At 71.2% G+C, this 25,585-nt stretch carries 27 protein-coding genes; 9 read left to right on the forward strand and 18 right to left on the reverse strand.

The genetic code is table 11. The features are described from left to right. Window positions 1–184: 184 nt before the first annotated feature. The 5 genes from AB0P41_RS32285 to afsQ1 all read right to left on the reverse strand — a co-directional run bounded on the left by AB0P41_RS32285 (window position 185) and on the right by afsQ1 (window position 4,036). On the reverse strand, window positions 185–388 hold the full coding sequence (locus AB0P41_RS32285) for a PspC domain-containing protein (protein WP_104788518.1): 204 nt from the start codon (window positions 386–388) through the stop codon (window positions 185–187). Window positions 389–479: 91 nt separating this feature from the next. Next, entirely contained in the window at window positions 480–1,028 is a 549-nt protein-coding gene (locus AB0P41_RS32290) for a VanZ family protein (protein WP_356712897.1), read from the reverse strand. 190 nt (window positions 1,029–1,218) lie between these two features. Next, complete coding sequence (locus tag AB0P41_RS32295; RefSeq protein WP_365935653.1) at window positions 1,219–1,842, reverse strand: hypothetical protein; 624 nt, start codon at window positions 1,840–1,842, stop codon at window positions 1,219–1,221. After that, window positions 1,839–3,362, reverse strand: a complete 1,524-nt coding sequence (locus AB0P41_RS32300; RefSeq protein WP_365935655.1) for a HAMP domain-containing sensor histidine kinase — start codon at window positions 3,360–3,362, stop codon at window positions 1,839–1,841. Before AB0P41_RS32300 ends, AB0P41_RS32295 begins: the two co-directional genes overlap by 4 nt. Continuing rightward, window positions 3,359–4,036, reverse strand: a complete 678-nt coding sequence (gene afsQ1 / locus AB0P41_RS32305) for a two-component system response regulator AfsQ1 (RefSeq protein ID WP_176724363.1) — start codon at window positions 4,034–4,036, stop codon at window positions 3,359–3,361. The genes AB0P41_RS32300 and afsQ1 overlap by 4 nt, the downstream gene beginning before the upstream one ends. 181 nt (window positions 4,037–4,217) lie before the next feature. Here afsQ1 and AB0P41_RS32310 point away from each other — a divergent pair, with 181 nt between their 5' ends. Further along, complete coding sequence (locus AB0P41_RS32310; RefSeq protein ID WP_356712903.1) at window positions 4,218–4,964, forward strand: SigE family RNA polymerase sigma factor; 747 nt, start codon at window positions 4,218–4,220, stop codon at window positions 4,962–4,964. 141 nt (window positions 4,965–5,105) lie between these two features. Here the strand turns inward: AB0P41_RS32310 and AB0P41_RS32315 are convergent, their stop codons facing one another. Further along, window positions 5,106–5,810, reverse strand: a complete 705-nt coding sequence (locus AB0P41_RS32315) for a uridine kinase (RefSeq protein WP_356712905.1) — start codon at window positions 5,808–5,810, stop codon at window positions 5,106–5,108. A gap of 63 nt (window positions 5,811–5,873) precedes the next feature. On the opposite strand from AB0P41_RS32315, the gene AB0P41_RS32320 reads away from it, so the two are divergent. Next, the gene (locus AB0P41_RS32320) at window positions 5,874–6,299 is read left to right on the forward strand and encodes a hypothetical protein (RefSeq protein ID WP_356712907.1); all 426 of its coding nucleotides are present in this window, start codon (window positions 5,874–5,876) and stop codon (window positions 6,297–6,299) included. Window positions 6,300–6,358: 59 nt separating this feature from the next. On the opposite strand, the gene AB0P41_RS32325 is transcribed toward AB0P41_RS32320, so the two are convergent. From AB0P41_RS32325 to deoC, 3 genes are read right to left on the reverse strand one after another with little or no spacing between them, the layout of a single operon-like run. Beyond that, complete coding sequence (locus AB0P41_RS32325) at window positions 6,359–7,246, reverse strand: aldehyde dehydrogenase family protein (RefSeq protein WP_365935659.1); 888 nt, start codon at window positions 7,244–7,246, stop codon at window positions 6,359–6,361. After that, complete coding sequence (locus tag AB0P41_RS32330) at window positions 7,239–8,675, reverse strand: aldehyde dehydrogenase family protein (RefSeq protein WP_365935661.1); 1,437 nt, start codon at window positions 8,673–8,675, stop codon at window positions 7,239–7,241. The genes AB0P41_RS32325 and AB0P41_RS32330 overlap by 8 nt, the downstream gene beginning before the upstream one ends. A gap of 6 nt (window positions 8,676–8,681) precedes the next feature. Next, the gene (deoC, locus tag AB0P41_RS32335) at window positions 8,682–9,629 is read right to left on the reverse strand and encodes a deoxyribose-phosphate aldolase (RefSeq protein WP_356712913.1); all 948 of its coding nucleotides are present in this window, start codon (window positions 9,627–9,629) and stop codon (window positions 8,682–8,684) included. A gap of 126 nt (window positions 9,630–9,755) precedes the next feature. On the opposite strand from deoC, the gene AB0P41_RS32340 reads away from it, so the two are divergent. Then, window positions 9,756–10,394 (forward strand): PH domain-containing protein, encoded by a 639-nt coding sequence (locus AB0P41_RS32340; RefSeq protein ID WP_365935663.1) that lies wholly within the window; start codon window positions 9,756–9,758, stop codon window positions 10,392–10,394. Between the two features lie 502 nt (window positions 10,395–10,896). On the opposite strand, the gene AB0P41_RS32345 is transcribed toward AB0P41_RS32340, so the two are convergent. Continuing rightward, window positions 10,897–11,496, reverse strand: coding sequence for a TetR family transcriptional regulator (locus AB0P41_RS32345; protein WP_365935665.1), 600 nt, complete (start codon window positions 11,494–11,496; stop codon window positions 10,897–10,899). A 98-nt stretch (window positions 11,497–11,594) separates the two neighbouring features. Between AB0P41_RS32345 and AB0P41_RS32350 the strand changes: the two genes are divergently transcribed. The 3 genes from AB0P41_RS32350 (at window position 11,595) to AB0P41_RS32360 (ending at window position 14,407) form a co-directional block, all read left to right on the forward strand. After that, window positions 11,595–12,623, forward strand: a complete 1,029-nt coding sequence (locus tag AB0P41_RS32350; RefSeq protein ID WP_365935667.1) for a zinc-binding dehydrogenase — start codon at window positions 11,595–11,597, stop codon at window positions 12,621–12,623. Further along, window positions 12,623–13,225, forward strand: a complete 603-nt coding sequence (locus tag AB0P41_RS32355; protein WP_365935669.1) for an NAD(P)-binding domain-containing protein — start codon at window positions 12,623–12,625, stop codon at window positions 13,223–13,225. The genes AB0P41_RS32350 and AB0P41_RS32355 overlap by 1 nt, the downstream gene beginning before the upstream one ends. 66 nt (window positions 13,226–13,291) lie before the next feature. Continuing rightward, window positions 13,292–14,407 (forward strand): alkene reductase, encoded by a 1,116-nt coding sequence (locus AB0P41_RS32360; RefSeq protein WP_365935670.1) that lies wholly within the window; start codon window positions 13,292–13,294, stop codon window positions 14,405–14,407. A 176-nt stretch (window positions 14,408–14,583) separates the two neighbouring features. Here AB0P41_RS32360 and AB0P41_RS32365 read toward each other — a convergent pair whose 3' ends face one another. The 5 genes from AB0P41_RS32365 to AB0P41_RS32385 form a co-directional block, all read right to left on the reverse strand. Next, window positions 14,584–14,982 carry a GNAT family N-acetyltransferase gene (locus AB0P41_RS32365; protein WP_356712923.1) on the reverse strand — a complete coding sequence of 133 codons (399 nt, stop codon included), beginning with the start codon at window positions 14,980–14,982 and terminating at the stop codon, window positions 14,584–14,586. Beyond that, entirely contained in the window at window positions 14,979–15,194 is a 216-nt protein-coding gene (locus AB0P41_RS32370) for a Scr1 family TA system antitoxin-like transcriptional regulator (protein ID WP_365935672.1), read from the reverse strand. The genes AB0P41_RS32365 and AB0P41_RS32370 overlap by 4 nt, the downstream gene beginning before the upstream one ends. Before the next feature lie 30 nt (window positions 15,195–15,224). After that, entirely contained in the window at window positions 15,225–16,868 is a 1,644-nt protein-coding gene (locus tag AB0P41_RS32375; RefSeq protein ID WP_365935674.1) for a phospho-sugar mutase, read from the reverse strand. Between the two features lie 606 nt (window positions 16,869–17,474). Next, on the reverse strand, window positions 17,475–18,299 hold the full coding sequence (locus AB0P41_RS32380) for a purine-nucleoside phosphorylase (protein ID WP_356712929.1): 825 nt from the start codon (window positions 18,297–18,299) through the stop codon (window positions 17,475–17,477). Between the two features lie 105 nt (window positions 18,300–18,404). After that, window positions 18,405–18,842: a gamma-glutamylcyclotransferase gene (locus AB0P41_RS32385; protein ID WP_033297850.1), complete on the reverse strand. Its 438-nt coding sequence runs from the start codon at window positions 18,840–18,842 to the stop codon at window positions 18,405–18,407. A gap of 251 nt (window positions 18,843–19,093) precedes the next feature. On the opposite strand from AB0P41_RS32385, the gene AB0P41_RS32390 reads away from it, so the two are divergent. Further along, window positions 19,094–20,533, forward strand: a complete 1,440-nt coding sequence (locus AB0P41_RS32390; protein WP_356712931.1) for an NAD(P)H-quinone dehydrogenase — start codon at window positions 19,094–19,096, stop codon at window positions 20,531–20,533. A 123-nt stretch (window positions 20,534–20,656) separates the two neighbouring features. Next, entirely contained in the window at window positions 20,657–21,625 is a 969-nt protein-coding gene (locus AB0P41_RS32395; RefSeq protein ID WP_356712933.1) for a DeoR/GlpR family DNA-binding transcription regulator, read from the forward strand. Window positions 21,626–21,649: 24 nt separating this feature from the next. Here AB0P41_RS32395 and AB0P41_RS32400 read toward each other — a convergent pair whose 3' ends face one another. Further along, a complete protein-coding gene (locus tag AB0P41_RS32400; RefSeq protein ID WP_365935677.1) occupies window positions 21,650–22,264 on the reverse strand; it encodes a helix-turn-helix domain-containing protein in 615 nt (204 codons plus the stop codon). A gap of 98 nt (window positions 22,265–22,362) precedes the next feature. Continuing rightward, window positions 22,363–24,117, reverse strand: a complete 1,755-nt coding sequence (locus AB0P41_RS32405; RefSeq protein ID WP_356712935.1) for a biotin carboxylase N-terminal domain-containing protein — start codon at window positions 24,115–24,117, stop codon at window positions 22,363–22,365. A gap of 413 nt (window positions 24,118–24,530) precedes the next feature. Between AB0P41_RS32405 and AB0P41_RS32410 the strand changes: the two genes are divergently transcribed. After that, complete coding sequence (locus AB0P41_RS32410) at window positions 24,531–24,968, forward strand: hypothetical protein (RefSeq protein ID WP_356713143.1); 438 nt, start codon at window positions 24,531–24,533, stop codon at window positions 24,966–24,968. 4 nt (window positions 24,969–24,972) lie between these two features. Here the strand turns inward: AB0P41_RS32410 and AB0P41_RS32415 are convergent, their stop codons facing one another. Continuing rightward, on the reverse strand, window positions 24,973–25,584 hold the full coding sequence (locus AB0P41_RS32415; protein WP_365935679.1) for a nucleoside triphosphate pyrophosphatase: 612 nt from the start codon (window positions 25,582–25,584) through the stop codon (window positions 24,973–24,975). Between the last annotated feature and the right edge of the window lies 1 nt (window position 25,585).

Here is a 25,585-nt window from a genome sequence, read left to right on the forward strand (position 1 = left end):
GGGCCCCCCCGTCCAACCCCCCCCCCCCCCCCACTCCCACCGCCGGTCCCCCCCCGGGCCCCCCCCCCCCCCCCCCCCCGCCGGGGGGCCCCCCCCCCCCCCGGGGGGGGGGCCCCCCCCGGGGGGGGGGCCCCCCCCCACAGCTTTATCCCCGTGATCCCCGTGGTCCCCGTGATCTTCGCGGTCACCAGGCCGTCGCGGCCGGGCTCTTCTCCGACGGCAGCAGTGCCCACAGCGCCAGGTAGAGCAGGAACTGTGGGCCGGGGAGCAGGCACGACACCAGGAAGATGACGCGCATCGTTCCTGCGGAGGTGCCGAAGCGCCGGGCCAGCGCCGCGCACACCCCACCGATCATGCGTCCCTCACGGGGGCGGACAAGTGCGGCCATGGTGACTCCTTCGCGAACCGTTTCGGGGAGCAGCTCCGTCGTGCTCCCGGTACCTCCATAGTGACTCCGAGGAGGGGGACAAAGCATCGCTCTACGGTGCGATACCGACCCTGGTAATCGTCGGGGTGGACCCCTGAGGGGCCTCGCCCCGGGACGACCGGGTCCCGTTCCCGATCCGGGACAGGTCACCCGCGCCCGCCCGGTTGCCCCGGCGCAGCCGTGACCGTGACAGCGGGACGACCAGCAGATGGGCCAGCGCGACGCCCGTGGTGTTGAGCAGCAGCGAGTCGACGTCGACGACCTGACCGGGCACCCCCGTCTGCGCCAGTTCGATGGCCATCGAGATCAGCGCGCCCGCCGCGACCGTACGGGCCAGCGAGGCCCACGGGGAGACGAGCAGCCTGCCGCCGGCCATCGGGAGCAGTATGCCCAGCGGCGCCAGCAGCAGCAGGCCCTCACCGATGCGGCGGACCGCCTCGGCCGTGCCGAGGGCCAGGTCCGCCCTGATGCCGGCGAACGGCTGGAAGTTCGCGGCCGTCATCCAGGGCACGTCCAGCGGGCGCAGCGTCAGCCAGCCGACGAACAGAAGATGCGCGAGGAGGAGGGTTACCCCCGCCGCACGGAAGCGGATGACGGCCATGCCGTCCGAACTGTGACGCACGCCCCCCAAGACGCCCCCACCCCCGCAATCGGTTCCCCCACCCCCCACCCCACCCCTGTGACCCCCGGCACCCCCCGCCCCCGTCCGGTCGTCGGGAAGTTGGGGACGGCCGTACTGGGTCAAACCGGGCGTCCTGCTGTCTCCGGCTTCCCAACGACCGGCCGACGGCTCACGTGCCCGCGGTGGGGACCTCGGGGGGGAGGGTTTTTGTCTCCGATGTGCACAGGTACTTGCGCGGGGGGTAGTTGCCCGGGCCGCCCAGTGGCACCGGGCCCCCGGAACCCAGCGACTCGCTCTCCGCGTACGTGCACACCAGCTGCGCGAGCGCCTCCGCCGGCAGGTCGTCCGGCTGTTCACTGAGGCGCAGCGTGCCCTTCGGGTCCCCCTTGTGGGCCTCGGTGACCCGCAGACCCGCCGGGACGCCGGTGGAGAAGCCGGCACGCCGCTCATCGGCGTCCGGGTCCCGCTGGAGCTCGCTCAGGAGCGCCTGGGCGACCAGGAGGGCGCCGGAGCGCGACTCGTCGACCTCGACCGTGCGCTCGACCGTCACCAGCTGCGAGGCGCAGACCAGGTACACCCGTACGGAGACACTCCCCTGCGGTGGCGCGGTCGTGTCCGCCGGTGCCGTACGGCACGGCATCCGGGACGGTGCCGCCCCCGCGTCGACCGGCACCGAGGTGCTGCGGATGCCGCAGCCCGCGGCCAGTGCCGCCCAGGCCGCGACGGCGGCCAGCGCGGCGGCGGCCCGGCGGCCCCTGCGCGGTGCGCCGTGGGCCTGCTCGCTGCGCGTCACGTGGCGTCGCCCTTCTCGTTCGGGTCCGGTTCGTCCGGCCCCGTCAGCCGCTCCGCGTCCCTGGGGAGCCGCAGCACGAACACCGCACCCTCGCCGTCCGGCAGATTGGAGGCCGTGATGTCGCCGCCGTGGATGTGCGCGTTCTCCACCGCGATGGAGAGGCCGAGACCGCTGCCCTCGGAGCGCGGTCGGGAGGCGCTGGCCTTGTAGAAGCGGTCGAACACGTGCGGCAGGACCTCTTCGGGGATGCCGGGGCCGTGGTCGCGTACCTCGATGACCAGATCGTCCTCGTCGGTCCGCACGGAGACCCGCACGGGTGATCCGCCGTGCTTGAGGGCGTTGCCGATCAGATTCGCCAGGATCACGTCCAGCCGGCGCGGGTCCAGCCGCACCATGATGCCGCGCTCCGCGTCCAGGTCCACCGCGTCCAGCCAGGCGCGGGCGTCGATGCAGGCGGTCACCTGGTCGGCCACGTCGACCGTGTCCAGCACCAGGCGGGCCGTACCGGCGTCGAAGCGGGTGACCTCCATGAGGTTCTCGACCAGGTCGTTCAGCCGCCGTGTCTCGCTCACCACCAGGTGCACGGCCGGAGCGATCATCGGGTCCAGGCTGTCCGCCTCGTCCTCCAGCACCTCGGCGACCGCCGTGATCGCGGTCAGCGGGGTGCGCAGCTCGTGCGACATGTCGGCGACGAACCTGCGGCTCGACTCCTCCCGGGCGCTCATGTCCGCGACCTTCTTCTCCAGGGAGCTCGCGGCCTTGTTGAACGTATGGGAGAGGTCGGCGAGTTCGTCGGTGCCGGAGACCACGAGACGGGTGTCGAGCTTGCCCTCGCCGAGTTTGCGGGCCGCGTCGCCGAGACGCTGCACCGGGCGCAGTACGGTCGTCGCCGCGGCCTGGGCGAGGAGCGCCGAGCCGACGAGGGCCAGCGCGGTGGCGATCCCCAGGGACCACGCCAGTGAGTTGAGGTCCTCGCGCTCCTGGTCGAGCGACTTCAGCATGTAACCGGCGGGGCCACCGCCGATGATCTTCGTTCCGGCCACCAGGTACGGGGTGCTGCCGACGGTCGTGCGCTGCCAGAACAGGTGGTACTCAAAGGTGTTGGCCGACGTCAACGGCTGCTTCTTGTTCACCTGCTTCTGCAGTGAGGCGGGCACGTCGGCCTTGGTGAAGGAGTCGAGGTCGGATGAACCGGTGACCGGTTTGCCGTCGTTCGTCCCTATCAGCAGCACGTGGTAGCCAGGGCCGCTGGTGGCCATCTGCTCGGCGGCGTCCCGCAGTTCGGCCGACGTGGGCTCCAGCGGCAGCGAGGCCGCGCGGTTCTGCATCTGGCGGCGGAAGTCGCCGAGCGCCGTGTCCTGCGTGCGCGTCAGGACGGCCTCACGGTTGAGCCAGTAGGCGATGCCCGAGGCGGACACCGCCGCCGTCAGGGCCACCAGCGCGAACACGATCAGGAGCCGGAGCCGCAGGCTGGTCCAGCGAAGACCCGCGAGTATGGAACGCTTCGCGGTATCGCTCACTGAGGCGTGTCCAGCCGGTAGCCCACACCCCGCACGGTACGGATCAGGGTCGGTGAGGACGGCACGTCCTCCACCTTCGCCCGCAGCCGCTGCACACAGGCGTCCACCAGCCGCGAGTCCCCGAGATAGTCGTGCTCCCAGACGAGACGCAGCAACTGCTGGCGGGACAGGGCCTGTCCGGGGCGTCGGCTCAGTTCCAGCAGGAGCCGCAGCTCGGTCGGCGTGAGCTGCAGATCCTCCCCGTTCTTCGTGACGGTCATCGCCGAACGGTCGATGACCACGCTCCCGAAGGTCGCCGAGTCGGTGGACTCCCTCTCCCCGCGGCGCAGGACCGCGCGGATACGGGCGTCGAGCACCCGGCCCTGCACGGGTTTCACGACATAGTCGTCCGCGCCGGACTCCAGTCCCACCACGACGTCGATGTCGTCGCTGCGCGCGGTCAGCAGAATGATCGGCAGCTGGTCGGTACGCCGGATACGCCGGCACACCTCGAAACCGTCGATCCCGGGCAGCATCACATCCAGCACAACCAGGTCCGGCCGCTGCTCCCGGAGCAGCTCCAGGCCGTCCTCTCCCGTCGCCGCGGTGGCCACACGGTGGCCCTGGCGTGACAGTGAGAGTTCGAGGGCCGTGCGGATGGCGTCATCGTCCTCGATCAGCAACAGGAAAGGCACGGGGGCCATTCTGGCCCATGGCGGTGCCACGTTTCGACAATCCCCCCGACTTGATCCGCCGACTTGGGCCCCGACATGCCCTGTGACAGGTCTGTGACAGTCGGGGGACAGGGCCATGAAACTGCCCCGGCAAGCTCGTTGGCGTACGGAACGAACGGACTCCACCGATGGGGGGCGCCAGATGAACGCACTGCACAGCACCACCTCAAGCGCAGTTGTCACGCGCCTTCACGACGTCGGGCGGAGCCCGGAGAAGTCCGGTGCCGGAACACGGGGGCGTGTACGGGGCACCGGGCGTCAGCACTCGTCGTACCTGACGATGGTTGACGCGACCACGGGGGAGAACGGGGGAAGCGCGTACGGGGAGGGCTCGGGGGAGCGGAAGCCCCCGGCGCGGGCGGAGGACGCCGAAGCGGCGTTCACCGCCTACGTCCAGGAGCGCCGCGCCTCCCTGTACGCGACCGCCTACCACCTGACCGGCGACCGGTTCGAGGCTGAGGACCTGCTGCAGAGCGCCCTCTTCTCCACGTACCGGGCGTGGGACAGGATCAGCGACAAGGCGGCCGTCGGCGGATATCTCCGCCGCACCATGACCAACCTGCACATCAGCGCATGGCGCAGGCGCAAGCTGAACGAATACCCGACCGAGGAGCTGCCGGAGACGGTGGGCGACACGGACGCGATGCGCGGCACGGAGCTGCGGGCGGTGCTCTGGCAGGCGCTCGCGCGGCTGCCGGAACTCCAGCGCACGATGCTGGTGCTGCGCTACTACGAGGGCCGCACGGACCCGGAGATCGCGTCCATCCTCGACATCAGTGTCGGCACGGTGAAGTCGAGCATCTGGCGGTCGCTCCGCCGGCTGCGCGAGGACGAGGTCCTCAGCTTCGGCCGTGACGAGGAGGAGTCCTTCGGCGAGCTGGTGGCCTGAGGTCTACGGGGGGCACGGGGTACGGGGGACACGGGGGAAAGGCCGCGGCTTCGGGGGAGGCGGCGGCACGGGGGCAGCGCGCAGCGGGGGCGGACAGGCCGGGGGGTCCTGTCCGCCCCCGCCGCGTTGCCCTGACAGGGCTCAGTTCGGCACACGGCTGCGCGGGGTGCGGCAGCGTCCCGCCGCTGCCGCGGCCAGGCGGCCCAGGGCCTCCTGCCTGGCGCAGGGGTACGCGCCCAGGGCCTTCTGCCGGGCCACGATGCCCCGTTCGGCCCGCATCAGCCGCCATCCGCGCCGCAGCAGGAACGGCACCGACTTGCGGCCCTCCCGCAGATCCCGCACCAGGCGCCGGCGGAACGTCGTCGACGGCCGGCCTCGCAGGCACAGCGCGTCCGCGAGCAGGCCCAGTTCCTGGCAGCGCTCCACGATGTCCGCGGCGAAGATGCCCTCCGCGACGAAGAGGGGCGTGCGCTCGATGTCGAGCGTCTCGCGGCCCGTCCGTGAGCTGGTGGCGATGTCGTACAGAGGTACGGACGTGCGCCCCGTGCGGCACAGTTCCGCTATGGCCGCGACCGCGCCGTCCGCGTCCCAGGAGAGGGCCGAGTCCCAGTCGATGTCCGAGCTGCCGGTGACCCGCGGCAGTGTCGGATCGTTGGCCTCCTTGTAGAAGTCGTCCAGGCGTAGCACCGGGAGACCGCTGCGGGCCGCGAGGGACGACTTGCCGGAGCCGGACGGACCGGCGAGCAGTACGACGCGCGTGGGGATCGGTTGGGAACTCACAGAACAGAAGTGTGAGGCATTGACCCGCGTAGGGGATCCCCGGGAGGTCCTGTTGGTATCGAGCATCACACCTCAACTACTCTGCGCGCACGGATGATTACCCGACACGTCCCGATCAGGTGGGAAAACATGGCACGTCATGCACTGTCCAAGCCCCGGAAACGCACACTGCTGCGCGCCGGTCTGACCCTCACCGCGCTGGGCGCGGCGCTCGGCGCCGGAGGCGCGACGGCCCAGGCGGCGCCGCTGCCCGCACCGCCCGCGACCGGCGCGGACACGGCGGACAGCACCCTGGGGGCGGTCAACGCCGCGGCGGAGCCCGCCCTGAACAGCGTGCTCGGATACGGGATCGTGGGCGCCGTCAAGCCCATCACCGACCTGCAGCTCGACCCGCTGGCCGGGACGGGCGTGGACCCGCTGGACAACGCGGTGGGGACCCAGATCGCCGACTTCAAGCCCGTGACGACAGCGGTGGTCACGGACCCGCTGACCAGCGGCGCCGCGCTCGGCGACCTGCCCGTGGTCGGAGAGGTGACCGGTCTGATCACCGGCTGATCCGGCGTACGCATGTGTGGGGGGCCGCCCGGAAGCGGCCCCCCACACATGGGCAGAGGTCAGTACGAGGAGCCCGAGGCTCCCAGGGCGCCCGTCGGGTGCCAGACCGTCTTGGTCTCCAGGAAGGCCGTCAGGCGGTGCGTGCCGGGATCCGCCGCCCAGTCCACAGCCTGTGGACGGCGCACCCGCTTCAGGTTGTCCGCCGCCGCGGTCTCCAGCTCCTTCGCCAGAGCGGCGTCGGCCCCCGCGAGGTCGATGGCGTTGACGTCCTGGTGCGAGGCCAGGGGAGCGGCCAGCTCCGCCGTCCTCCCCGACAGGATGTTCACCACGCCGCCCGGCAGGTCGGAGGTCGCCAGGACCTCGCCCAGCGAGAGCGCGGGCAGCGGCGCGTCGGCCGAGGCGATGACGACCGCCGTGTTCCCCGTGGCGATCACCGGGGCGACCACCGACACCAGGCCGAGGAACGAGGACTCCTGGGGAGCCAGGACCGCGACCACACCCGTCGGTTCCGGGGTGGACAGGTTGAAGAACGGGCCCGCGACCGGGTTCGCCCCGCCCACGACCTGGCCGATCTTGTCCGTCCAGCCGGCGTACCAGACCCAGCGGTCGGCCGCCGCGTCCACGACGGCCGCCGCCTTGGACTTCGACAGCCCCTCGGCGTCCGCCACCTCCCGTACGAACTGCTCCCGGCGGCCCTCCAGCATCTCCGCGACGCGGTAGAGGACCTGACCGCGGTTGTACGCGGTCGCGCCCGACCAGCCGCCGAACGCCTTGCGCGCGGCCACGACCGCGTCACGCGCGTCCTTGCGGGAGGACTGCGGGGCGTTCGCCAGCCACTTGCCCTTCGAGTCCGTCACCTCGTACACCCGGCCGCTCTCGGAGCGGGGGAACTTGCCCCCGACGTACAGCTTGTAGGTCTTGAAGACACTCAGTCGCCCGTCAGACATCGAGGTAGGCCTCCAGACCGTGACGGCCGCCCTCGCGGCCGTAGCCCGACTCCTTGTATCCGCCGAACGGCGAGGTCGGGTCGAACTTGTTGAACGTGTTGGCCCAGACGACCCCGGCCCGGAGCTTGTTCGCCACCGCGAGGATGCGGGAGCCCTTCTCCGTCCAGATGCCCGCCGAGAGGCCGTACTGGCTGTTGTTGGCCTTCGCGACCGCCTCGTCCGGCGTACGGAAGGTCAGCACCGACAGCACCGGGCCGAAGATCTCGTCGCGGGCGACGGTGTGCGCCTGGGTGACACCCGTGAAGAGGGTCGGCGCGAACCAGTAACCGGCGGACGGGAGCTCGCACGGCGCCGACCAGCGCTCGGCGCCCTCCGCCTCGCCCGTCTCGACGAGCGCGCTGATCCGGGAGAGCTGCTCGGCGGAGTTGATCGCACCGATGTCGGTGTTCTTGTCCAGCGGATCACCGAGCCTGAGCGTGGACAGCCGGCGCTTGAGGGCGTGCAGCACCTCGTCGTGCACGGACTCCTGTACGAGGAGCCGGGAGCCCGCGCAGCAGACCTGACCCTGGTTGAAGAAGATGCCGGTGACGATGCCCTCGACGGCCTGGTCGACCGGGGCGTCGTCGAAGACGATGTTGGCGCCCTTGCCGCCCAGTTCGAGTGTGGCCTTCTTGTCCGTGCCCGCGATCTGCCGTGCGATGGCCTTGCCGACCGCGGTCGAGCCGGTGAAGGCGACCTTGTTCACGTCCGGGTGCTCGACGAGGGCGGAACCCGCGTCGCCGTACCCGGTCAGGATGTTGACGACACCCTTGGGCAGCCCGGCCTGGCGGCAGATGTCGGCGAAGAACAGTGCCGACAGCGGGGTCGTCTCGGCCGGCTTCAGCACCACCGTGTTGCCCGTGGCGAGCGCCGGGGCGATCTTCCAGGCCAGCATCAGGAGCGGGAAGTTCCACGGGATGATCTGGCCGGCCACACCCAGCGGGCGCGGGTTCGCCCCGTAGCCGGCGTGGTCCAGCTTGTCGGCCCAGCCCGCGTAGTAGAAGAAGTGCGCGGCGACCAGCGGGAGGTCCGCGTCGCGGGTCTCCCTGATCGGCTTGCCGTTGTCCAGGGTCTCCAGGACGGCGAGCTCGCGGGAGCGCTCCTGGATGATCCGGGCGATGCGGAAGAGGTACTTGGCGCGCTCGGAGCCGGGCAGCGCCGACCACTTCTCGAACGCCCTGCGGGCCGCCTTCACGGCCCGGTCCACGTCTTCGGCGCCTGCCCGTGCGACCTCGGAGAGCACCTCCTCGGTGGACGGGCTGACCGTCTTGAGGACCCTGCCGTCGGCCGCATCGGCGAACTCGCCGTCGATGAACAGGCCGTACGAGGGGGCGATGTCGACGACGGAGCGGGACTCCGGTGCCGGTGCGTAATCGAATGCGGATGCCATGGCGTATCAGTCCACCGTCACGTAATCGGGGCCGGAGTAACGGCCGGTGCTGAGCTTCTGGCGCTGCATCAGCAGGTCGTTCAGCAGGCTGGAGGCGCCGAAGCGGAACCAGTGGTTGTCCAGCCAGTCCTCGCCCGCGGTCTCGTTCACCAGGACGAGGAACTTGACCGCGTCCTTGGTCGTGCGGATGCCGCCCGCGGGCTTCACGCCGATCTGGACGCCCGTCTGCTCGCGGAAGTCGCGTACCGCCTCCAGCATCAGCAGCGTGTTCGCGGGAGTGGCGTTCGTGCCGACCTTGCCGGTCGACGTCTTGATGAAGTCCGCGCCGGCCAGCATCCCGAGCCAGGAGGCCCGGCGGATGTTGTCGTACGTGGACAGCTCACCCGTCTCGAAGATCACCTTCAGCCGTGCGGAGCCGCACTCGGCCTTCACGGCGACGATCTCCTCGTACACCTTGAGATAGCGGCCGGAGAGGAAGGCGCCGCGGTCGATCACCATGTCGATCTCGTCGGCCCCGGCCGCCACGGCGTCGCGGACGTCCGCGAGCTTGACGTCCAGCGCGGCGCGGCCGGCGGGGAAGGCCGTCGCGACGGACGCCACCTTCACCCCGGAGCCGGCCAGCGCGGCGACGGCGGTCGCCGCCATGTCGGGGTACACGCAGACGGCCGCGGTGCGCGGCGTCGTGCGGTCCGTGGGATCGGGGTTGACGGCCTTGGCGGCGAGCGCCCGGACCTTGCCCGGGGTGTCCGCGCCTTCCAGCGTCGTCAGGTCGATCATCGAGATGGCGAGATCGATGGCGTACGCCTTGGCCGTCGTCTTGATCGATCGGGTGCCGAGGGAGGCGGCACGGGCTTCGAGGCCGACGGTGTCGACGCCGGGCAGCCCGTGCAGGAAGCGGCGCAGCGCACTGTCGGACGCCGTCGCGTCGGAGAATGCCGGAGCAGTGGTGGGCATGGTCACCACCTGAGCATATCTACGCGCGTAGCGACCTGTACAGGGGCCTCCCCCTTTCCGCGCCTCTCCCCGGCCGTACGAGGCCTCCGGGCACCCCGCCGGATCCCGTCAGGCAGAATCGGGAGCATGACGAGCCCCACACCCCCCGCCGAGCCCGCCCACGCCGACCGGACCTACCGGTCGGGCGCCGGGCTGGTCAGCGGCGTGCTGCTGATCCTGCTGGTCGGCTGGATCGGCGGCGACGCGGTGGTCCAGGGCAAGGGATGGGTGCCGTGGCTGTCGCTGGCCGCGCTGCTGACGGTCATCCCGCTCATCGTGGCCTTCACGCTGCGCCCGGCCGTGTTCGCCGACGAGGAACGGCTCCGGATCCGTAACCCGTTCCGCACGGTCGTCCTGCCGTGGACGGACGTGTCCACCGTGCGCGCCGCGTATTCGAGCGAGGTCTTCACCCACGGCGGCGACAAGTACCAGCTGTGGGCGGTCCCCGTCTCGCTGCGCGAGCGCAAGCGGGCGGCCAGGAAGGCCACCCAGCAGGCGCACGACGACCCGTACGGCCGGACCTCCGTGCACGCCGACGTCCGCGACAGCCAGGCCCGCGCGGCCGCCGCCGATCAGACGGTGAGCGACCTGAGGGAGCTCGCCGAGCGCGCCGCCGCCCGCAAGGAACAGGGCACGACCACCGCGTCGGTCCGCTGGGCCTACGAGGTGATCGCCCCGGCCGTGGTCGGCGCGGTGCTGCTGGTGGTGCTGCTCGCGATCGGCTGAGGCGGTGGAGGCGGCGCTGATGGCCGTCGACGCCGGGGCCCGGTACGGGGCCGCGCCCAGGGCCGGACGGCCAGGCCGTGGGTGCTGGACCTCGGGCGTCCCGCTGGTGACGCGCTGACCGTGCGGAGCGACTGGCCCGCCTGATGGCGCTCGCCGTGGGGCGGGCAGGAGAAGGGGTCGCTGCCGGTCAGGTCGCCTCTGTGCCCTGGCCGGGGATCCGTCGCCGATCTCTTCGACGGGATCGACCGAGTGGTGGCGACCCATGCTCCAGGAGATCGGAACGGCTCCGAGGGGCGGTGCCGAGCCGTGGAGCGGCGGGAAGTCCGGCCCCGGGGAGCATCGGTACAGCGGTGTCCGCTGAGAACGATCACGGGGCGCAGCTTGATCCATCCGCCCGCCGCCGACTCGGATGGGGTCAGGAGAACGAGGTCCCGGCAAGCTGTCGTGACCGGGTGGCTTGCCGCCGGACGGGACGACGCAGGGCCGGCGGGTGCGAAGCCGGTCAGTCGAGAGGGTGGGCGCGGCAGGTCCGCAGAATCTCGTCGGACAGTTCGGGCTGGACGTGGCTCACGGCGCGGGCGAGGGCCATCGCCCCTACGAGTCGGCTGAGCAGCAGCACCGCGCGCTCCCGCGCCTCCTGTGAGGTGATCTCTCCCTCGTGCTCCCGGGTGAACTCCTCGGCGAAGCCGGTGAGGTACCCCTCCACGCCGGCCGCGTAGGCGCTCTGGATCGTGTCGCTGTGCCGTCCGGCGTCGATGACCAGGGAGGCGGAGGGGCAGCCGCCGTCCGGGGCATCGCGGTGGGCGGCCGAAAGATAGATGTCCACCACTCGCTTCAGCGGTGGACCCGTGAGATCGGCGCCTTCCTCGAGGATGTGCTGCAGGGCGCCCAGAGAGGCTTCGAACGAGGCGCCGCACGCCTCGGCGGCCAGATCGCCTTTGGACGCGAAGTGGTTGTAGAAGCCGCCGTGGGTCAGACCCGCTTCCTTCATCAGTTCGGCGATGCCTACGGCGTCGACGCCCTGCGAGCGAAACATGCGCCCGGCTGCCTCGACGATGTTCTGCCGGTTCCTGGCCTTGTCTTCCCTGGTGATCCGCGGCATGGCCGCCCTCCTGTGTCGGCAGTGTTTGACGTTTTCGATGTTACCCCTCATCATTCTTTTTGATGATGAGCATCATCAAAGAGCGAGTGGAGGCGCCTATGCGCACCGTGGAGTACACGCGGCAAGGGGAAGCCGCGCAGGTACTGACGCTGAGGGAGGACGCCCGCCGGCCGACTCCCGGCAGCGGAGAGGTTCTGGTCCGCATGCTGGTCCGGCCCGTCCACCCGGGGGACCTGGTCGGTGTGGAGGGTCTGCCGGGGCAGCCCGAACAGCAGTCGGGGGCCCGGACTCCGGGAGTGGAGGGGATGGGCGTCGTCACGAACGTCGGAACGGACGTCCGCACACTGCGCCCAGGTCAGCGGGTGGCGGTCTTCCCGGCGCCGGGAACGTGGAGCGACTTCGTCGTGGTCCCAGCCGATCTGGCAGTGCCGGTGCCGGACGGGGTCAGCGACGAGACCGCGGCCCTGATGCTGGTCAACCCGCTGACGCTGGGCATGCTGTACCGCGCGATGGAGAAGGCCCTGCGCGGGCAGACGGGTCCGGTTCTCCAGACCGCCGCCGGCTCGTCCATCGGCAGGTTGGTCAGCGCAGCCGCGGTCCGCCACGACCTGCGGTTGATCAACCTCGTACGCAGCACCGCCGGTGCCGAGAAGATGCGGAAGTCGTACCCCTCCCAGCCCACGATCGCGACATGCGACGACGACTGGCGGGAACAAGCCCGCCGCCATGCCGGCGAGCGGGGCGTCCAGGTGGTCCTCGACTGTGTCGGCGGTGCCATGGCCCAGGACCTCGCCGAACTGCTCGCCGACGGCGGCACTCTGATCTCCTACGGACATCTGAGTTCCGGTACGACATCGTGGGAGGCGCTGCCACTCATAGCGCGGGAACTGACGGTGCGGGGAGTGTCGATACTGCACTGGATGAGCCGCACCCCCAGGGAGCGGGCCGAGGACGTCGCCTTCGCCCGGGACCTGGCGCAGAACACGCCGGACCTGCTCGACGTCGCGGCCTGCTACGACCTCGCCGACTTCAAGGCGGCCATCGAGCACGCCCGCCGCCCGGCCAAGAGCGGAACCGTCCTGCTCACCACACGGCGGACGGCCGACTCCGGACACGGGGCCGCCTGATGAAGATCGGAATGCTCGGAGCCGGAGCAATCGCCCAGGCCATCGCCCGGCATGCGATCCGTCACGGACACGAGGTCGTGCTCAGCAACAGCCGGGGACCTGCCTCCCTGGTCCCGCTGGTCAAGGACCTCGGCGCGCTCGCAGCAGCCGCGCCTCCTGCGGAGGCCGCCGCCGCGGACCTCGTCGTGCTCGCGGTCCCCTGGCCGCAGATCCCTGACGCCGTCGCCGGGCTCCCCCGCCTGGACAGAACCATCGTCATCGACGCCACCAACCAGTTCGCCACCCTTTCCCCGAAGCCGGAGATCGCCGACCTGGGCGACCTCACCGGCAGCGAATACGTGGCCTCCCTGCTCCCCGGCGCACGCGTGGTCAAGGCATTCAACGCCCTCCACGGGCAGTTCATCGCAGCCGATCCCCGCCACGAGGCGGGACGTCAGGTGCTGTTCCTCGCCGGCGACGACTCCGATGCCAAGAACACCGTGAGAGGGCTGACCTCCGAGTTCGGCTTCGCCCCCGTCGACCTCGGAACGCTGCGCGAGGGAGGACGCCTCATCCAGCTCGGCGGTCCCCTGTCCGCCCTCCACGCCCTCAAGCAGGACTGATCCCACCCACCCGCTTGTGCTCCTCGTATCCGCGCGGAGCCGCCTCCCCTCACGGAAGAGATGTCCATGTCCGACCTGGCCTCGGTACCCGGCACCCAGCCCCTCCTGCGGCCTGTTCAACTGGGCGCGCTCAAGCTGCCCAACCGCGTCGTCATGGCTCCCATGACGCGCTCCCGGGCCGACAACACGGAACTGGCCCCCACCGCCCTGCACGCCACCTACTACAGGCAGCGCGCCGGCGCCGGCCTGATCATCAGCGAAGGGACCTGGGTCAGCAGGGACGCGATCGGCTTCGTCAACGTCCCAGGCATCTACACCGACGCCCAGACCGCCGGCTGGACCAAGGTCACCGAAGCTGTGCACTCCGCGGGAGGCAGGATCGTCTCGCAGCTCGGCCACGCCGGCGCCGCCTCCCACCCGGCTCACCACGGCGGCAGGCTCCCCGCCGGCCCTTCAGCGATCAATCCCCACGAGATGTCCTACACCCCCGACGGCCCGAAGGACTCCCTCACCCCACGCGCCCTGAGCGCCGCAGAGATCGCCACCACGATCGGCACCTACCGGCAGGCAGCCGCCAACGCCCTGCGCGCCGGATTCGACGGCCTGGAGATCCACGCGCAGGTGTCCCACCTCGTGGCCCAGTTCCTCAACCCACGGCTCAACCAACGCACCGACGCCTACGGCGGCACCAGTGAAAAGCGGGCCCAGTTCCTCCTCGACATCGTGGACGCCGTCACCGGCGTGTGGGGCAGCGACCGCATCGGGATCAAACTCTCGCCCTACTGGAATCACGGGCCTGCCTTCACCGCAGACGCCGAGACGCTGGACGAGTACGACCAGCTCCTCAAGCGCCTCAACGAAAGCAACCTGGCCTACCTCCACCTCCTCGGCCCGGAACCCGACACAGGCACCGACACCCTCACCGCATTCACCCGCTACCGCGCCCACTACCACGGCGCCGTCATCGCCAACCTCGGCTTCACGCAAGCGCGCGGCAACGAGCTGCTCGAACGGCGACTGGCCGACGTGGTTTCCTTCGGCGCCCCCTTCATCGCCAATCCAGACCTCGTCGATCGATTCACCCACGGCCACCCTCTCGCCACCGGCAACCCCGAGACCCACTTCGCTGGTGGCGCGGAGGGATACACGGACTACGCCACAGTGAACGGCTCCTGCCGGTAATGCTTCGTCGTTGGGTGTTGACGCCGAGCCATCGGTCCGGGTGTTTGGGCGGTTACGGACACCCATATCGGGCATAGCGGTGCCCTGTCTGTCCGTAACTGCCCAGCGACTTGTGTCACCGCCCATGGGCAACCGACCTCGTGAGCCTGCCGACGACAGCCCGGCCCAGCACCGGGCTACGAGAGCGCGAGCAGGCCCGCGTCGGTCGGTTCGAAGCCGCAGGAGTCGAAGTAGAACGCCCGCAGGGGACTCTCGAAGTCGACGTGCAGCCATTCGCATCCTGCCGAGCGGGCGCCTTCGGCGGCAGCGGTCACGAGTCCGGTACCGATCCCGGACCCGCGATGGCCCTCGGCCACCATGGTGTCCAGGAGGAAGGCATGGATGCCGCCGTCCCACGCGACGTTGAGGAAGCCGACGAGCCGGCGGTCCAGTCGAGCGCAGACCCATCCCAGGCTGTGACTGTGCACTCGTGCGAGCCAGTCGATCGCCTCGGGTGGGTGCTCGAAGCTCTGCTCGTGGAGAGCGTTGACCGCCTCGTCGTCGAAGTCGCCCCGCCACTCGTACGTGATCGTCACGACCGCATCGTAGTGTCAGCCGGCTGCGTCGAACTCACCCTTTTGCCGGGGGGTCCAGGGTCCAGGAGCGTGAAGCCGCCGTTCATCGCCCCGTGCGCCCCCCGGTCGTGGGGCAGCACTCGCAGCGTCACGTCGGGCATGTTCTCGGCCACCTGGAGCAAGTGCTGCACCTGGGCGCGCATCACGACGGGCCCACCGACCGGACGTCGCAAGCTTGCTGGTGGCCCACCGCAGGGCAGACCTCAGATACCCGCCGCCGCTGCCAGGTCGCGCTTGATGTCGGCCAGCAGGTCCGTCGCCCGCCGCCTCGCCTCCGGGAGCCCGGCCGCGTCGGTGACCGGGATGACGACCTCCAGGTAGCACTTGAGCTTCGGCTCGGTGCCGCTCGGGCGGACGATGACCCTGGCGCCGGTGAGGTGGTAGCGCAGGCCGTCCGTGGGCGGCAGCGTGGCCGTGCCCTGCGACAGGTCCTCGGCCGAGGTGACGGGGAGGCCCGCCAGGGCGGCCGGGGGCGTCTCGCGCAGGCGCTGCATGGCGTTCGCGATGACCGTCAGGTCCTCGACCCGTACCGACAGCTGGTCCGTGGCGTGCAGGCCGTGGGCGAGCGCGAGGTCGTCCAGGAGGTCGAGGAGGGTGCGGCCCTTCTCCTTGAGCGCGGAGGCCAGTTCGGCGATCAGCAGTGCCGCCGTGATGCCGTCCTTGTCGCGTACGCCCTCCGGGTCCACGCAGTAGCCGAGGGCCTCCTCGTAGCCGTAGCGCAGGCCGTCGACGCGGGCGATCCACTTGAAGCCCGTCAGCGTCTCCTCGTAGCCGAGGCCGGCCTTCTCGGCGATGCGGCCGAGCAGGGACGAGGAGACGATCGACTCGGCGAAGACGCCCGTGACGCCCCGGTCCACCAGGTGGGCGGCGAGCAGCGCACCGACCTCGTCGCCGCGCAGCATCCGCCAGCCGCCGTCTGCCGAGGGGTCCGGCACGGCGGCGGCGCAGCGGTCGGCGTCCGGGTCGTTGGCGATGATCAGGTCGGGCTGTGTCCGGCGCGCGGTCGCGAAGGCGAGATCCATGGCGCCGGGCTCTTCCGGGTTGGGGAAGGCGACGGTGGGGAACGCGGGGTCGGGGTCCGCCTGTTCGGCCACGAGTACGGGCTCGGGGAAGCCTGCCCGCGCGAAGGCCGCCGTCAGGACGGAGGTGCCTACGCCGTGCATCGCCGTGTAGACCGTGCGGGCGGTGCGGGGGGAGCCGGGGCTCAGGACGGCGTCCGTGCGGGCGAGGTAGGCGGCCAGGACCTCCTCGCCGAGGGTCTCCCAGCCGGACTCCGGGCGCGGTACGCCGTCGAGGGGGCCGACCGCCGTGATCGCGGCGGCGATCTCCGTGTCGGCCGGGGGCACGATCTGCGAGCCGTCTCCGAGGTAGACCTTGTAGCCGTTGTCGCGCGGCGGGTTGTGGCTGGCCGTGACCTCCACGCCCGCGACGGCTCCCAGATGCCGTATGGCGTACGCGAGGACGGGGGTCGGCAGGGGGCGGGGCAGTACGGCCGCGCGCAGGCCCGCGCCGGTCATCACCGCCGCGGTGTCGCGGGCGAAGTCGGCCGACTTGTAGCGGGCGTCGTAGCCGATGACGACGAGCCCGCCGGAGTGGCCCTGCGCCTTCAGGTACGCCGCGAGTCCGGCGGCCGCGCGGATGACGACTGAGCGGTTCATGCGCATCGGGCCGGCGCCGATCTCGCCGCGCAGGCCGGCGGTGCCGAACTGGAGCGTGCCCGCGAAGCGGTCCTCCAGGGCGGCGAGGTTCCCCGCGTCGATGAGTCCGGCGAGCTCCGCGCGGGTCTCGGGGTCCGGGTCCTCGGCGAGCCAGGTCCTGGCCCGTGTGAGGAGGTCGTCCTGCTGCACGGTGTCCGCCTTTCTGCGGTACGGGGGACTGAGATGGAGCCGCTGCGCGGGGCTGTCGGGGGCTCTGCCCCCGGACCCCCGCGCCTCAAACGCCGGCGGGGCTGGATTTTGGTTGGCCCGCGCCTCAAACGCCGGCGGGGTTGGATTTGGTTGGCCCGCGCTTCGGAGTGGCGCTGGGGGGGCCCCGGGATTCCCGGGCCCGCGCGCCTGGAACGCCGGCGGGGTTGGATTTTGGTTGGCCCGCGCTTCGGAGTGGCGCTGGGGTGGGGCCCCGGCTTCCCGGGCCCCCGCGCCTGGAACGCCGGCGGGGTTGGATTTTGGTTGGCCCGCGCTTCGGAGTGGCGCTGGGGTGGGGCCCCGGCTTCCCGGGCCCCCGCGCGCCTGGAACGCCGGCGGGGCTGGGTCTTGGTCGGCCTGCGCCTCAGGGTGGCGCTGGGGGGCCCGGGTTTCCGGACCCCGCGCCTCAAACGCCGGCGGGGCTGGATTCGGCTGCCTCCGCAACTCCAGCCTCCCCGGTGGGGGCTGGATATGGAGCCCGGCAGCATCAAGCCCCTCCGGCGTTCGAGGAGCGGGGGTGCAGGGGTCGGAGCTCCCTGCCGGTCCCGGCTAGATCCGGTCCAGTACCCGGGCCAGCAGCGCGCCCATCCGGGTCGCCGAGTCGCGGCCGGCCTGGAGGACCTCCTCGTGGTTGAGGGGTTCGCCGCTGAGGCCCGCCGCGAGGTTCGTGACCAGGGAGATGCCCAGCACCTCCGCACCCGCCTCACGCGCCGCGATGGCCTCCAGGACGGTGGACATGCCGACCAGGTCTCCGCCCATGGCCCGGACCATGCCGATCTCGGCCGGGGTCTCGTAGTGCGGGCCGGGGAACTGCACGTACACGCCCTCTTCGAGCGACTCGTCGATCTCCTTGCACAGCGCGCGCAGCCGCGGCGAGTACAGGTCCGTCAGGTCGACGAAGTTGGCGCCGATGATCGGCGACGCCGCCGTGAGGTTGATGTGGTCGCTGATGAGGACCGGCTGGCCGGGGCGCATCCCGGCGCGCAGGCCGCCGCACCCGTTCGTGAGGACGACGGTCCCGCAGCCCGCCGCGGCGGCCGTACGGACACCGTGCGCGACCGCCGCGACACCCTGGCCCTCGTAGTAGTGCGTACGGCCCAGGAAGACCAGGACGCGCTTCGCCCCGATCCGGTACGAGCGGATCATGCCGCCGTGGCCCTCCACGGCCGGGGCCGGGAATCCGGGCAGGGCGGTGACCGGGAACTCGGCCTCCGGGACGCCGAGCGCATCGCCCGCGGGGGCCCACCCGGAGCCCATCACCAGGGCGACGTCGTGGGTATCGGCGCCGGTCAGCTCGCGCAGGCGGGCGGCGGCGTCGGCAGCGGCGGCGCGGGGGTCGCCCTGGATGTGGTCCGGAATAACAGATGCGTTCACGCGGATGAGGGTAACCGCTGATTCCCTACGCGCGTAGATGTGACGGCGGAGAGTCTGGCCGGTCACATTCGTATCTTCGTACAGAAGGTGCCCGCAGGGCCCGGCTCAGCAGGGTCGTTTGCGCAGGTTCATCACATAGTCGTGCGGCGCGCCCGCGGACTCGGCGGCATCCGCCACCTCGCCCAGATAACGCGCGGAGGGCAGCCCGCCCTCGTAGCCGTTGAGGACGTACATCCAGGCCGGCTCCTCACCGTCCAGGGTGTGCACGCGCACCCGCATGCGCCGGTAGATGTCGAGGCCGACACCCTCCCAGCGGTCCATGGAGTCCTCGTCCATCGGAGCCAGGTCGTACAGCGCGACGAACACCTGGGAACGGGGTGCCTCCACCACCGTGGCCAGCGCGCCCTCCCAGCCCATCTGCTCGCCGCCGAACGTCAGACGCCAGCCGTTCAGCCAGCCCGTGCCGCGCAGCGGGGAGTGCGGTGCGCGGCGCGTCATCAGCCGCGCGTCGAGGTTGCCGGCGTACGCGGCGTAGAGCGACATGGGGTCGAGGGTACGGGAGGCGGCGGGGAGTGTGCCGGTTCCGGCGAGGAAAAGGCCCGGTCGTGGGTGGTCCGGCGGAGCCGGAGGCCGTGGCCCGGCCGGGCCCGTTCCCGTATGGAGGGCCCCGGGGCGAAGCAGCTTGGCGCGTGCGGGACAATGAATTACGTACTGCATACGCCGGGGCGATCCCCCGGACCCCCGGCCGGGGCGGCAGACGGCCGTGGGATGACACCACGCGAGGCGGACTTTTCGTGACCCGGATCGTGATCATCGGCGGCGGCCCCGGCGGCTACGAGGCGGCACTGGTCGGCGCCCAGCTCGGCGCGGAGGTGACCGTCGTCGACTGCGACGGCCTCGGCGGCGCGTCGGTCCTCACCGACTGCGTGCCCTCCAAGACCCTGATCGCGACGGCCGAGGTGATGACCACCTTCGACTCCTCCTACGAGGAACTCGGCATCATCGTCGCCGACGACACCCCGCACAAGGAGCAGGCCGCCCGGGTCGTCGGTGTCGACCTCGGCAAGGTCAACCGACGCGTCAAGCGCCTCGCACTCGCCCAGTCCCACGACATCACCGCCTCCGTCACCCGCGCGGGCGCCAGGGTCATGCGCGGCCGCGGCCGGCTGGAGGGCCTCCAGGCCGCCGACGGGTCCCGGCAGGTCGTGGTGACCGCCGCCGACGGCACCGAGGAGCGGCTCACCGCCGACGCCGTACTGATCGCGACCGGTGGCCACCCCCGGGAGATCCCGGACGCCCTGCCCGACGGCGAGCGCATCCTGAACTGGACCCAGGTATACGACCTCGACGAGCTCCCCGAGGAGCTCATCGTGGTCGGCTCGGGTGTCACCGGCGCCGAGTTCGCCGGCGCCTACCAGGCGCTCGGCTCGCGCGTGACGCTCGTGTCCTCCCGTGACCGGGTGCTCCCCGGCGAGGACCCGGACGCCGCGGCCGTCCTGGAGGACGTCTTCCGGCGCCGTGGCATGAACGTCATGGCCCGCTCCCGCGCACAGTCCGCCAAGCGCGTCGGCGACCGCGTCGAGGTCACGCTGGCCGACGGCCGTGTCATCACCGGCACGCACTGCCTGATGGCGGTCGGCGCGATCCCGAACACCGCGGGCATGGGTCTGGAGGAGTCCGGGGTCCAGCTCAAGGAGTCCGGGCACATCAGGACCGACAGGGTCTCCCGCACCAGCGCGCCCGGTGTGTACGCCGCCGGTGACGTCACCGGCGTCTTCGCGCTGGCCTCGGTCGCCGCGATGCAGGGCCGGATCGCGATGTACCACTTCCTCGGCGACGCGGTGGCGCCGCTGAACCTGAAGACGGTCTCCGCGAACGTCTTCACCGACCCCGAGATCGCCACCGTCGGTTACAGCCAGTCGGACGTCGACTCGGGCAAGATCGACGCCCGTGTCGTGAAGCTGCCGCTGCTGCGCAACCCCCGCGCCAAGATGCAGGGCATCAGGGACGGCTTCGTCAAGATCTTCTGCCGGCCCGGCACCGGCATCGTGGTCGGCGGCTGCGTCGTCGCGCCGAGGGCCAGCGAGCTGATCCACCCGATCGCACTCGCCGTGGACAACAACCTGACGGTGGAGCAGATCGCCAACGCCTTCACCGTGTACCCCTCCCTCTCCGGCTCGATCGCCGAAGTGGCACGGCAGTTGCACACCCGTAAGACCGAGGGCGACGCGTAGCGCTCACTGCTCCGACCGACGACAGGGCCCCCTATACCACCAGGGGGCCCTGTCTGTGCACAACTTCTGTTATTCGGCGCAAACTGCTGAAAAGCAACCTACGGCCAGGTTACTGTCAGTTTCGTGTTCGCTGCAGAACGTCGTCAATTGATCCTCGAAATGGTGCGCGCCAACGGGGCGGTATCGCTCCGTGAGCTCGCCCGCGTCGTCCAGACCTCCGAAGTGACCGTACGGCGGGACGTGCGGGCACTGGAGGCAGAAGGACTCCTCGACCGCCGGCACGGCGGTGCGGTCTTGCCGGGCGGTTTTACGCGGGAGTCCGGCTTTCCGCAGAAATCCCATCTCTCCACCGCGGAGAAGACGGCCATCGCCGACCTGGCGGCCGGCCTGGTCGGTGAGGGCGAGGCCATCGTGGTCGGCGCCGGAACGACCACGCAGGAGCTGGCCCGCCGGCTCGCGCGGGTGCCCGGTCTGACCGTGGTCACCAACTCGCTGCTGGTCGCCCAGGCGTTGGCCCATGCCAACCGGGTGGAAGTGGTGATGACGGGCGGCACCCTGCGCGGGAGCAACTACGCGCTCGTCGGCAGCGGTGCCGAGCAGTCCCTCCAGGGGCTGCGTGTGAGCCGGGCGTTCCTCTCCGGGAGCGGGCTGACCGCTGAGCGCGGGCTCTCCACGTCCAACATGCTGTCGGCGAGCGTGGACCGTGCCCTGGTGCAGGCCGCAGCCGAGGTGGTGGTCCTCGCGGACCACACGAAGCTCGGCTCCGACACCATGTTCCAGACGGTTCCCACGGAGCTGATCACCCGTCTCGTGACGGACGAGCCCCCGGTGCACGACGAGCGTGCGGCCACGGAGCTCCAGGCCCTGGCCGACCAGGGCGTGGAGATCACGGTGGCGGGGCCCGACACGGAGTCCGGGGGTGGCGATCCTCTGCCACCGGGACGGCAGACGCGGCCGGACATGCCGCTGCCGGGCCAGCGGCGGACTCAGGGCGGGCACGGAGGGCCGGGAGGGCTCGGCCCGCAGCTGCGGAGCGCCGCGGCGCTGGCGGAGGGGCCGGTGGGACGGGTCGCGGACATGCGGCGCCGGTGAGGCCGTAGAGGGCTGCGGCCCCGGTCAGTCGCCCTGCGGATCCGACGGTGCGGGGTCGGCGGGGTCGGCCTTGAGGCCGCGGAGCGTCAGCCGCAGCAGCCGGTCGGCCAGAGCAGGGTCGGCCGGGGTCTGTTCTGCGGCCAGCGCGATGGCGTTCGTCAACTGCAGCAGGTCGTCGATCGACACGTCCGCCCGCACCGAGCCGCTGGACTTGGCGCGCGCCAGCAGCCGGTCCCCGGCCTGACGCAGCGGCACATGACAGGACGTCAGCGCCGAAGTCGTGTCGCCCGAGGCGGACATGAGTGCCTGCGCCAGCCCGTGGTACTCACCCGCGTGAGTGACGATCGCGCCCAGCCACTCCACCAGCGCGGCGCAGGGCCGGTCGGACCGCGCCAGTTCGCGGGAGCGGTCGAGCAGTGCGGTCAGGGCCTCCTGGAACACCGCGTTCATCAGGGCCTGACGGTTCGGGAAGTGCCGGTACAGCGTGCCGATGCCGACGCCCGCCCGCCGGGCGATGTCCTCCAGCGAGGCATCCGTGCCCTGTGCGGCGAAGGACACCCGGGCCTCGCTCAGCAGCCGGTCGTAGTTGCGGCGCGCGTCGGCGCGCATCGGCCGTGCCGGTGTCGGTGCCGTTCCCATCGCACTCACCCCGTCCTCCCTGGTATCCGCTCCGCGTCACAAGGATGCCACTGGGGGCCCGGCGGTCGCCGGGCCCCCAGTGGCGGAAGAGCGGGTGCTCAGTCCTTGATCTCGCAGATCGCGGCGCCGGACGACACCGAGGTGCCGACCTCCGCCGCCAGCCCCTTCACCGTGCCGGAGCGGTGGGCGTTGAGGGGCTGCTCCATCTTCATCGCTTCGAGGACGACGACGAGATCGCCTTCCTTGACCTCCTGGCCCTCCTCGACGGCGATCTTGACGATCGTGCCCTGCATCGGGGAGGCGAGGGTGTCGCCGGAGGCCGCGGAGCCGGACTTCTTCGCGGCGCGGCGCTTGGGCTTGGCCCCGGCGGCCAGACCCGTACGGGCCAGGCTCATGCCGAGCGAGGAGGGCAGGGAGACCTCCAGGCGCTTGCCGCCGACCTCGACGACGACGGTCTCGCGGCCGGACTCCTCGTCGGCCTCCGTGTCCGCGGGGACCGTGAAGGGCGTGATCTCGTTGACGAACTCCGTCTCGATCCACCGGGTGTGGATCCGGAACGGGTCGGCGGTGAACGCCGGGTCGGCGACGACCGCACGGTGGAAGGGGATGGCGGTGGCCATGCCCTCCACCTGGAACTCGGCCAGTGCACGCGCGGCGCGCTGCAGGGCCTGCTCACGGGTCGCGCCGGTCACGATCAGCTTGGCCAGCAGCGAGTCCCACGCCGGGCCGATGACGCTGCCCGACTCGACACCCGCGTCCAGGCGGACACCGGGGCCGGCGGGCGGGGCGAAGAGGGTGACGGTGCCGGGGGCCGGCAGGAAGCCACGGCCCGGGTCCTCACCGTTGATCCGGAACTCGAAGGAGTGCCCGCGCACCGCGGGGTCGCCGTAGCCGAGCTCCTCACCGTCGGCGATACGGAACATCTCGCGCACGAGGTCGAGGCCGGTGACCTCCTCGGTGACCGGGTGCTCGACCTGGAGACGGGTGTTGACCTCAAGGAAGGAGATGGTGCCGTCCGCGCCGACGAGGAACTCCACCGTCCCGGCGCCGACGTAGCCGGCCTCCTTCAGGATCGCCTTCGACGCCGCGTACAGCTGCTCGTTCTGCGCCTGGGACAGGAAGGGGGCCGGGGCCTCCTCGACCAGCTTCTGGTGGCGGCGCTGCAGCGAGCAGTCACGCGTGGACACGACCACGACGTTGCCGTGGGTGTCGGCCAGGCACTGCGTCTCCACGTGCCGGGGCTTGTCGAGGTAGCGCTCCACGAAGCACTCCCCGCGGCCGAACGCCGCGACGGCCTCACGGACCGCGGAGTCGTACAGCTCGGGGATCTCCTCCAGGGTGCGGGCGACCTTCAGCCCGCGCCCGCCGCCACCGAAGGCGGCCTTGATCGCGATCGGCAGGCCGTTCTTCTCCGCGAACTCCACGACCTCGGCCGAACCGGACACCGGGTCGGGCGTGCCGGCCACCAGCGGGGCACCGGCGCGCTGGGCGATGTGCCGGGCGGCGACCTTGTCACCCAGGTCCCGGATCGCGTGCGGCGGCGGACCGATCCACGTCAGACCCGCGTCCAGCACCGCCTGCGCGAACTCCGCGTTCTCCGACAGGAAGCCGTAACCGGGGTGGACCGCGTCGGCACCCGAGTCCTTGGCGGCCTGGAGCACCTTGGCCATGTCCAGATAGCTGGCGGCCGGAGTGTCACCGCCCAGAGCGAAAGCCTCGTCGGCCGCGCGCACATGCAGAGCGTCCCGGTCCGGATCGGCGTAGACGGCTACGCTCCCGATTCCGGCATCCCGGCAAGCCCGGGCAACACGGACAGCGATTTCGCCACGGTTGGCGATGAGCACCTTGCGCACGATGACTCCCTCCTTGAGAACAAGCTGAGTTTAGGGACTACCAACACGGCCGTACGACCCGTCCCCCATAGTGAACTTGCCCACACGGAGTGTGATTCGAGGCTTGCTCGAGTCGCGAAATCCCTTGTCGCACCACGTTACGCCGCGATCCTCAACCGCACAGTAGCCACGAAGTGTGGCCCAAGTCTCTGTTCGTACGGTTAACGCCACGCGGCGTTTCTTTGTGGACTCCCTACGAACGGACGAGGGAATCTTTGCCACCGCCCGGGGGAGGCGCCACAGCCGGCGGAAGCGTGCGCGAACCCTTGTCCGCTGCGTTACCCTCCCCCAAGCTCTTGAGGAGCAGGGGGTGCCCCCCTGTAGGGTCCGCGCTGTACCGGACGTACTACAGGTAACAGGGGGTGGGAGCGGTGGTGCGCAGACCAGTGGCGTTCGTGACCGCGGTCGTTCTGTTCGTGGAAGCCGTGGGCATCGTGCTCGTCAACGGCGTCCTCGCGACGGTCGCCGGCAACCAGCGCATGTCCCTGGCCGGGATGGACCCGGACGCCATGGTCACCGGCACGTGGGTGATGGGCGGCGTCTTGGGCGTCCTGCTGGTGCTCTGCGGGCTGATACCGCTCCTGGCCGGGATACGCGACCGGGCTCCGGGCCGCGCCGGCAGGATCACCCTGATCGCCTGCGCGGTCGTCCACGGGGTGCTGGGTGCCCTCGCGGTGGGGCTGATCGGCTGGGCCGCCTTCGTGTTCCTGATGGCCGTCCTGGCGCTGATCGTGCTGACCCTGGTGGCGTTCGACCGGAGCGAGCCGGAAGCGGTGGGAAGCGACACGGCAGCGGCTCCCGAGCCGGTGTGAGGGCTCAGACCCACAAGTCGGTGACGGAGACGCCCAGTTCGCCGAGCAGGCGGCGCAGCAGCGGCAGCGAGAGCCCGATGACGTTGCCGTGGCTGCCCTCGATCCCCTCGACGAACGGCGCCGAACGGCCGTCCAGGGTGAACGCCCCGGCGACATGGAGAGGCTCACCCGAGGCGACGTAGGCCGCCACCTCGGCGTCCGTCGGCTCGCCGAACCTCACGACGGTGGACGCGGTCCGGGACACCGTGCGGCCGGTGGCCGTGTCGACGACGCAGTGCCCCGTCTGCAGGATGCCCGAACGGCCGCGCATGGCCTTCCAGCGGGCGGTGGCCTCCTCGCTGTCGGCGGGCTTGCCGAGCGCCTCGCCGTCCAGCTCCAGCACCGAGTCGCAGCCGATGACGAGCGCGCCCGAGACCTCGGGGCGGGCCGCCACCGCGGCGGCCTTCGCCTCGGCCAGTACGAGCGCCAGCTCGCCCGGCGTCGGTGCGGTCAGGGCGTCCTCGTCCACACCGCTGACGATCACCTCCGGGGCGAAACCCGCCTGCCGCAGCAGACCGAGACGGGCGGGGGACGCGGAGGCGAGCACGAGACGGCGCTGGTCAGTCATACCGGCCATC

Source organism: Streptomyces sp. NPDC079167, from assembly GCF_040686735.1.
Classification (GTDB): Bacteria; Actinomycetota; Actinomycetes; order Streptomycetales; family Streptomycetaceae; genus Streptomyces.

Coding starts and splice junctions, on each gene's coding strand:
- AB0P41_RS32325 (WP_365935659.1), bottom strand. CDS start 7,246: ATGTCTGACGGGCGACTGAGTGTCTTCAAGACCTACAAGCTGTACGTC.
- AB0P41_RS32415 (WP_365935679.1), bottom strand. CDS start 25,584: ATGGCCGGTATGACTGACCAGCGCCGTCTCGTGCTCGCCTCCGCGTCC.
- deoC (WP_356712913.1), bottom strand. CDS start 9,629: ATGCCCACCACTGCTCCGGCATTCTCCGACGCGACGGCGTCCGACAGT.
- AB0P41_RS32310 (WP_356712903.1), top strand. CDS start 4,218: ATGAACGCACTGCACAGCACCACCTCAAGCGCAGTTGTCACGCGCCTT.
- AB0P41_RS32385 (WP_033297850.1), bottom strand. CDS start 18,842: ATGTCGCTCTACGCCGCGTACGCCGGCAACCTCGACGCGCGGCTGATG.
- AB0P41_RS32340 (WP_365935663.1), top strand. CDS start 9,756: ATGACGAGCCCCACACCCCCCGCCGAGCCCGCCCACGCCGACCGGACC.
- AB0P41_RS32320 (WP_356712907.1), top strand. CDS start 5,874: ATGGCACGTCATGCACTGTCCAAGCCCCGGAAACGCACACTGCTGCGC.
- AB0P41_RS32285 (WP_104788518.1), bottom strand. CDS start 388: ATGGCCGCACTTGTCCGCCCCCGTGAGGGACGCATGATCGGTGGGGTG.
- AB0P41_RS32355 (WP_365935669.1), top strand. CDS start 12,623: ATGAAGATCGGAATGCTCGGAGCCGGAGCAATCGCCCAGGCCATCGCC.
- AB0P41_RS32330 (WP_365935661.1), bottom strand. CDS start 8,675: ATGGCATCCGCATTCGATTACGCACCGGCACCGGAGTCCCGCTCCGTC.
- AB0P41_RS32345 (WP_365935665.1), bottom strand. CDS start 11,496: ATGCCGCGGATCACCAGGGAAGACAAGGCCAGGAACCGGCAGAACATC.
- AB0P41_RS32360 (WP_365935670.1), top strand. CDS start 13,292: ATGTCCGACCTGGCCTCGGTACCCGGCACCCAGCCCCTCCTGCGGCCT.
- AB0P41_RS32315 (WP_356712905.1), bottom strand. CDS start 5,810: ATGCTCGATACCAACAGGACCTCCCGGGGATCCCCTACGCGGGTCAAT.
- AB0P41_RS32350 (WP_365935667.1), top strand. CDS start 11,595: ATGCGCACCGTGGAGTACACGCGGCAAGGGGAAGCCGCGCAGGTACTG.
- AB0P41_RS32290 (WP_356712897.1), bottom strand. CDS start 1,028: ATGGCCGTCATCCGCTTCCGTGCGGCGGGGGTAACCCTCCTCCTCGCG.
- AB0P41_RS32400 (WP_365935677.1), bottom strand. CDS start 22,264: ATGGGAACGGCACCGACACCGGCACGGCCGATGCGCGCCGACGCGCGC.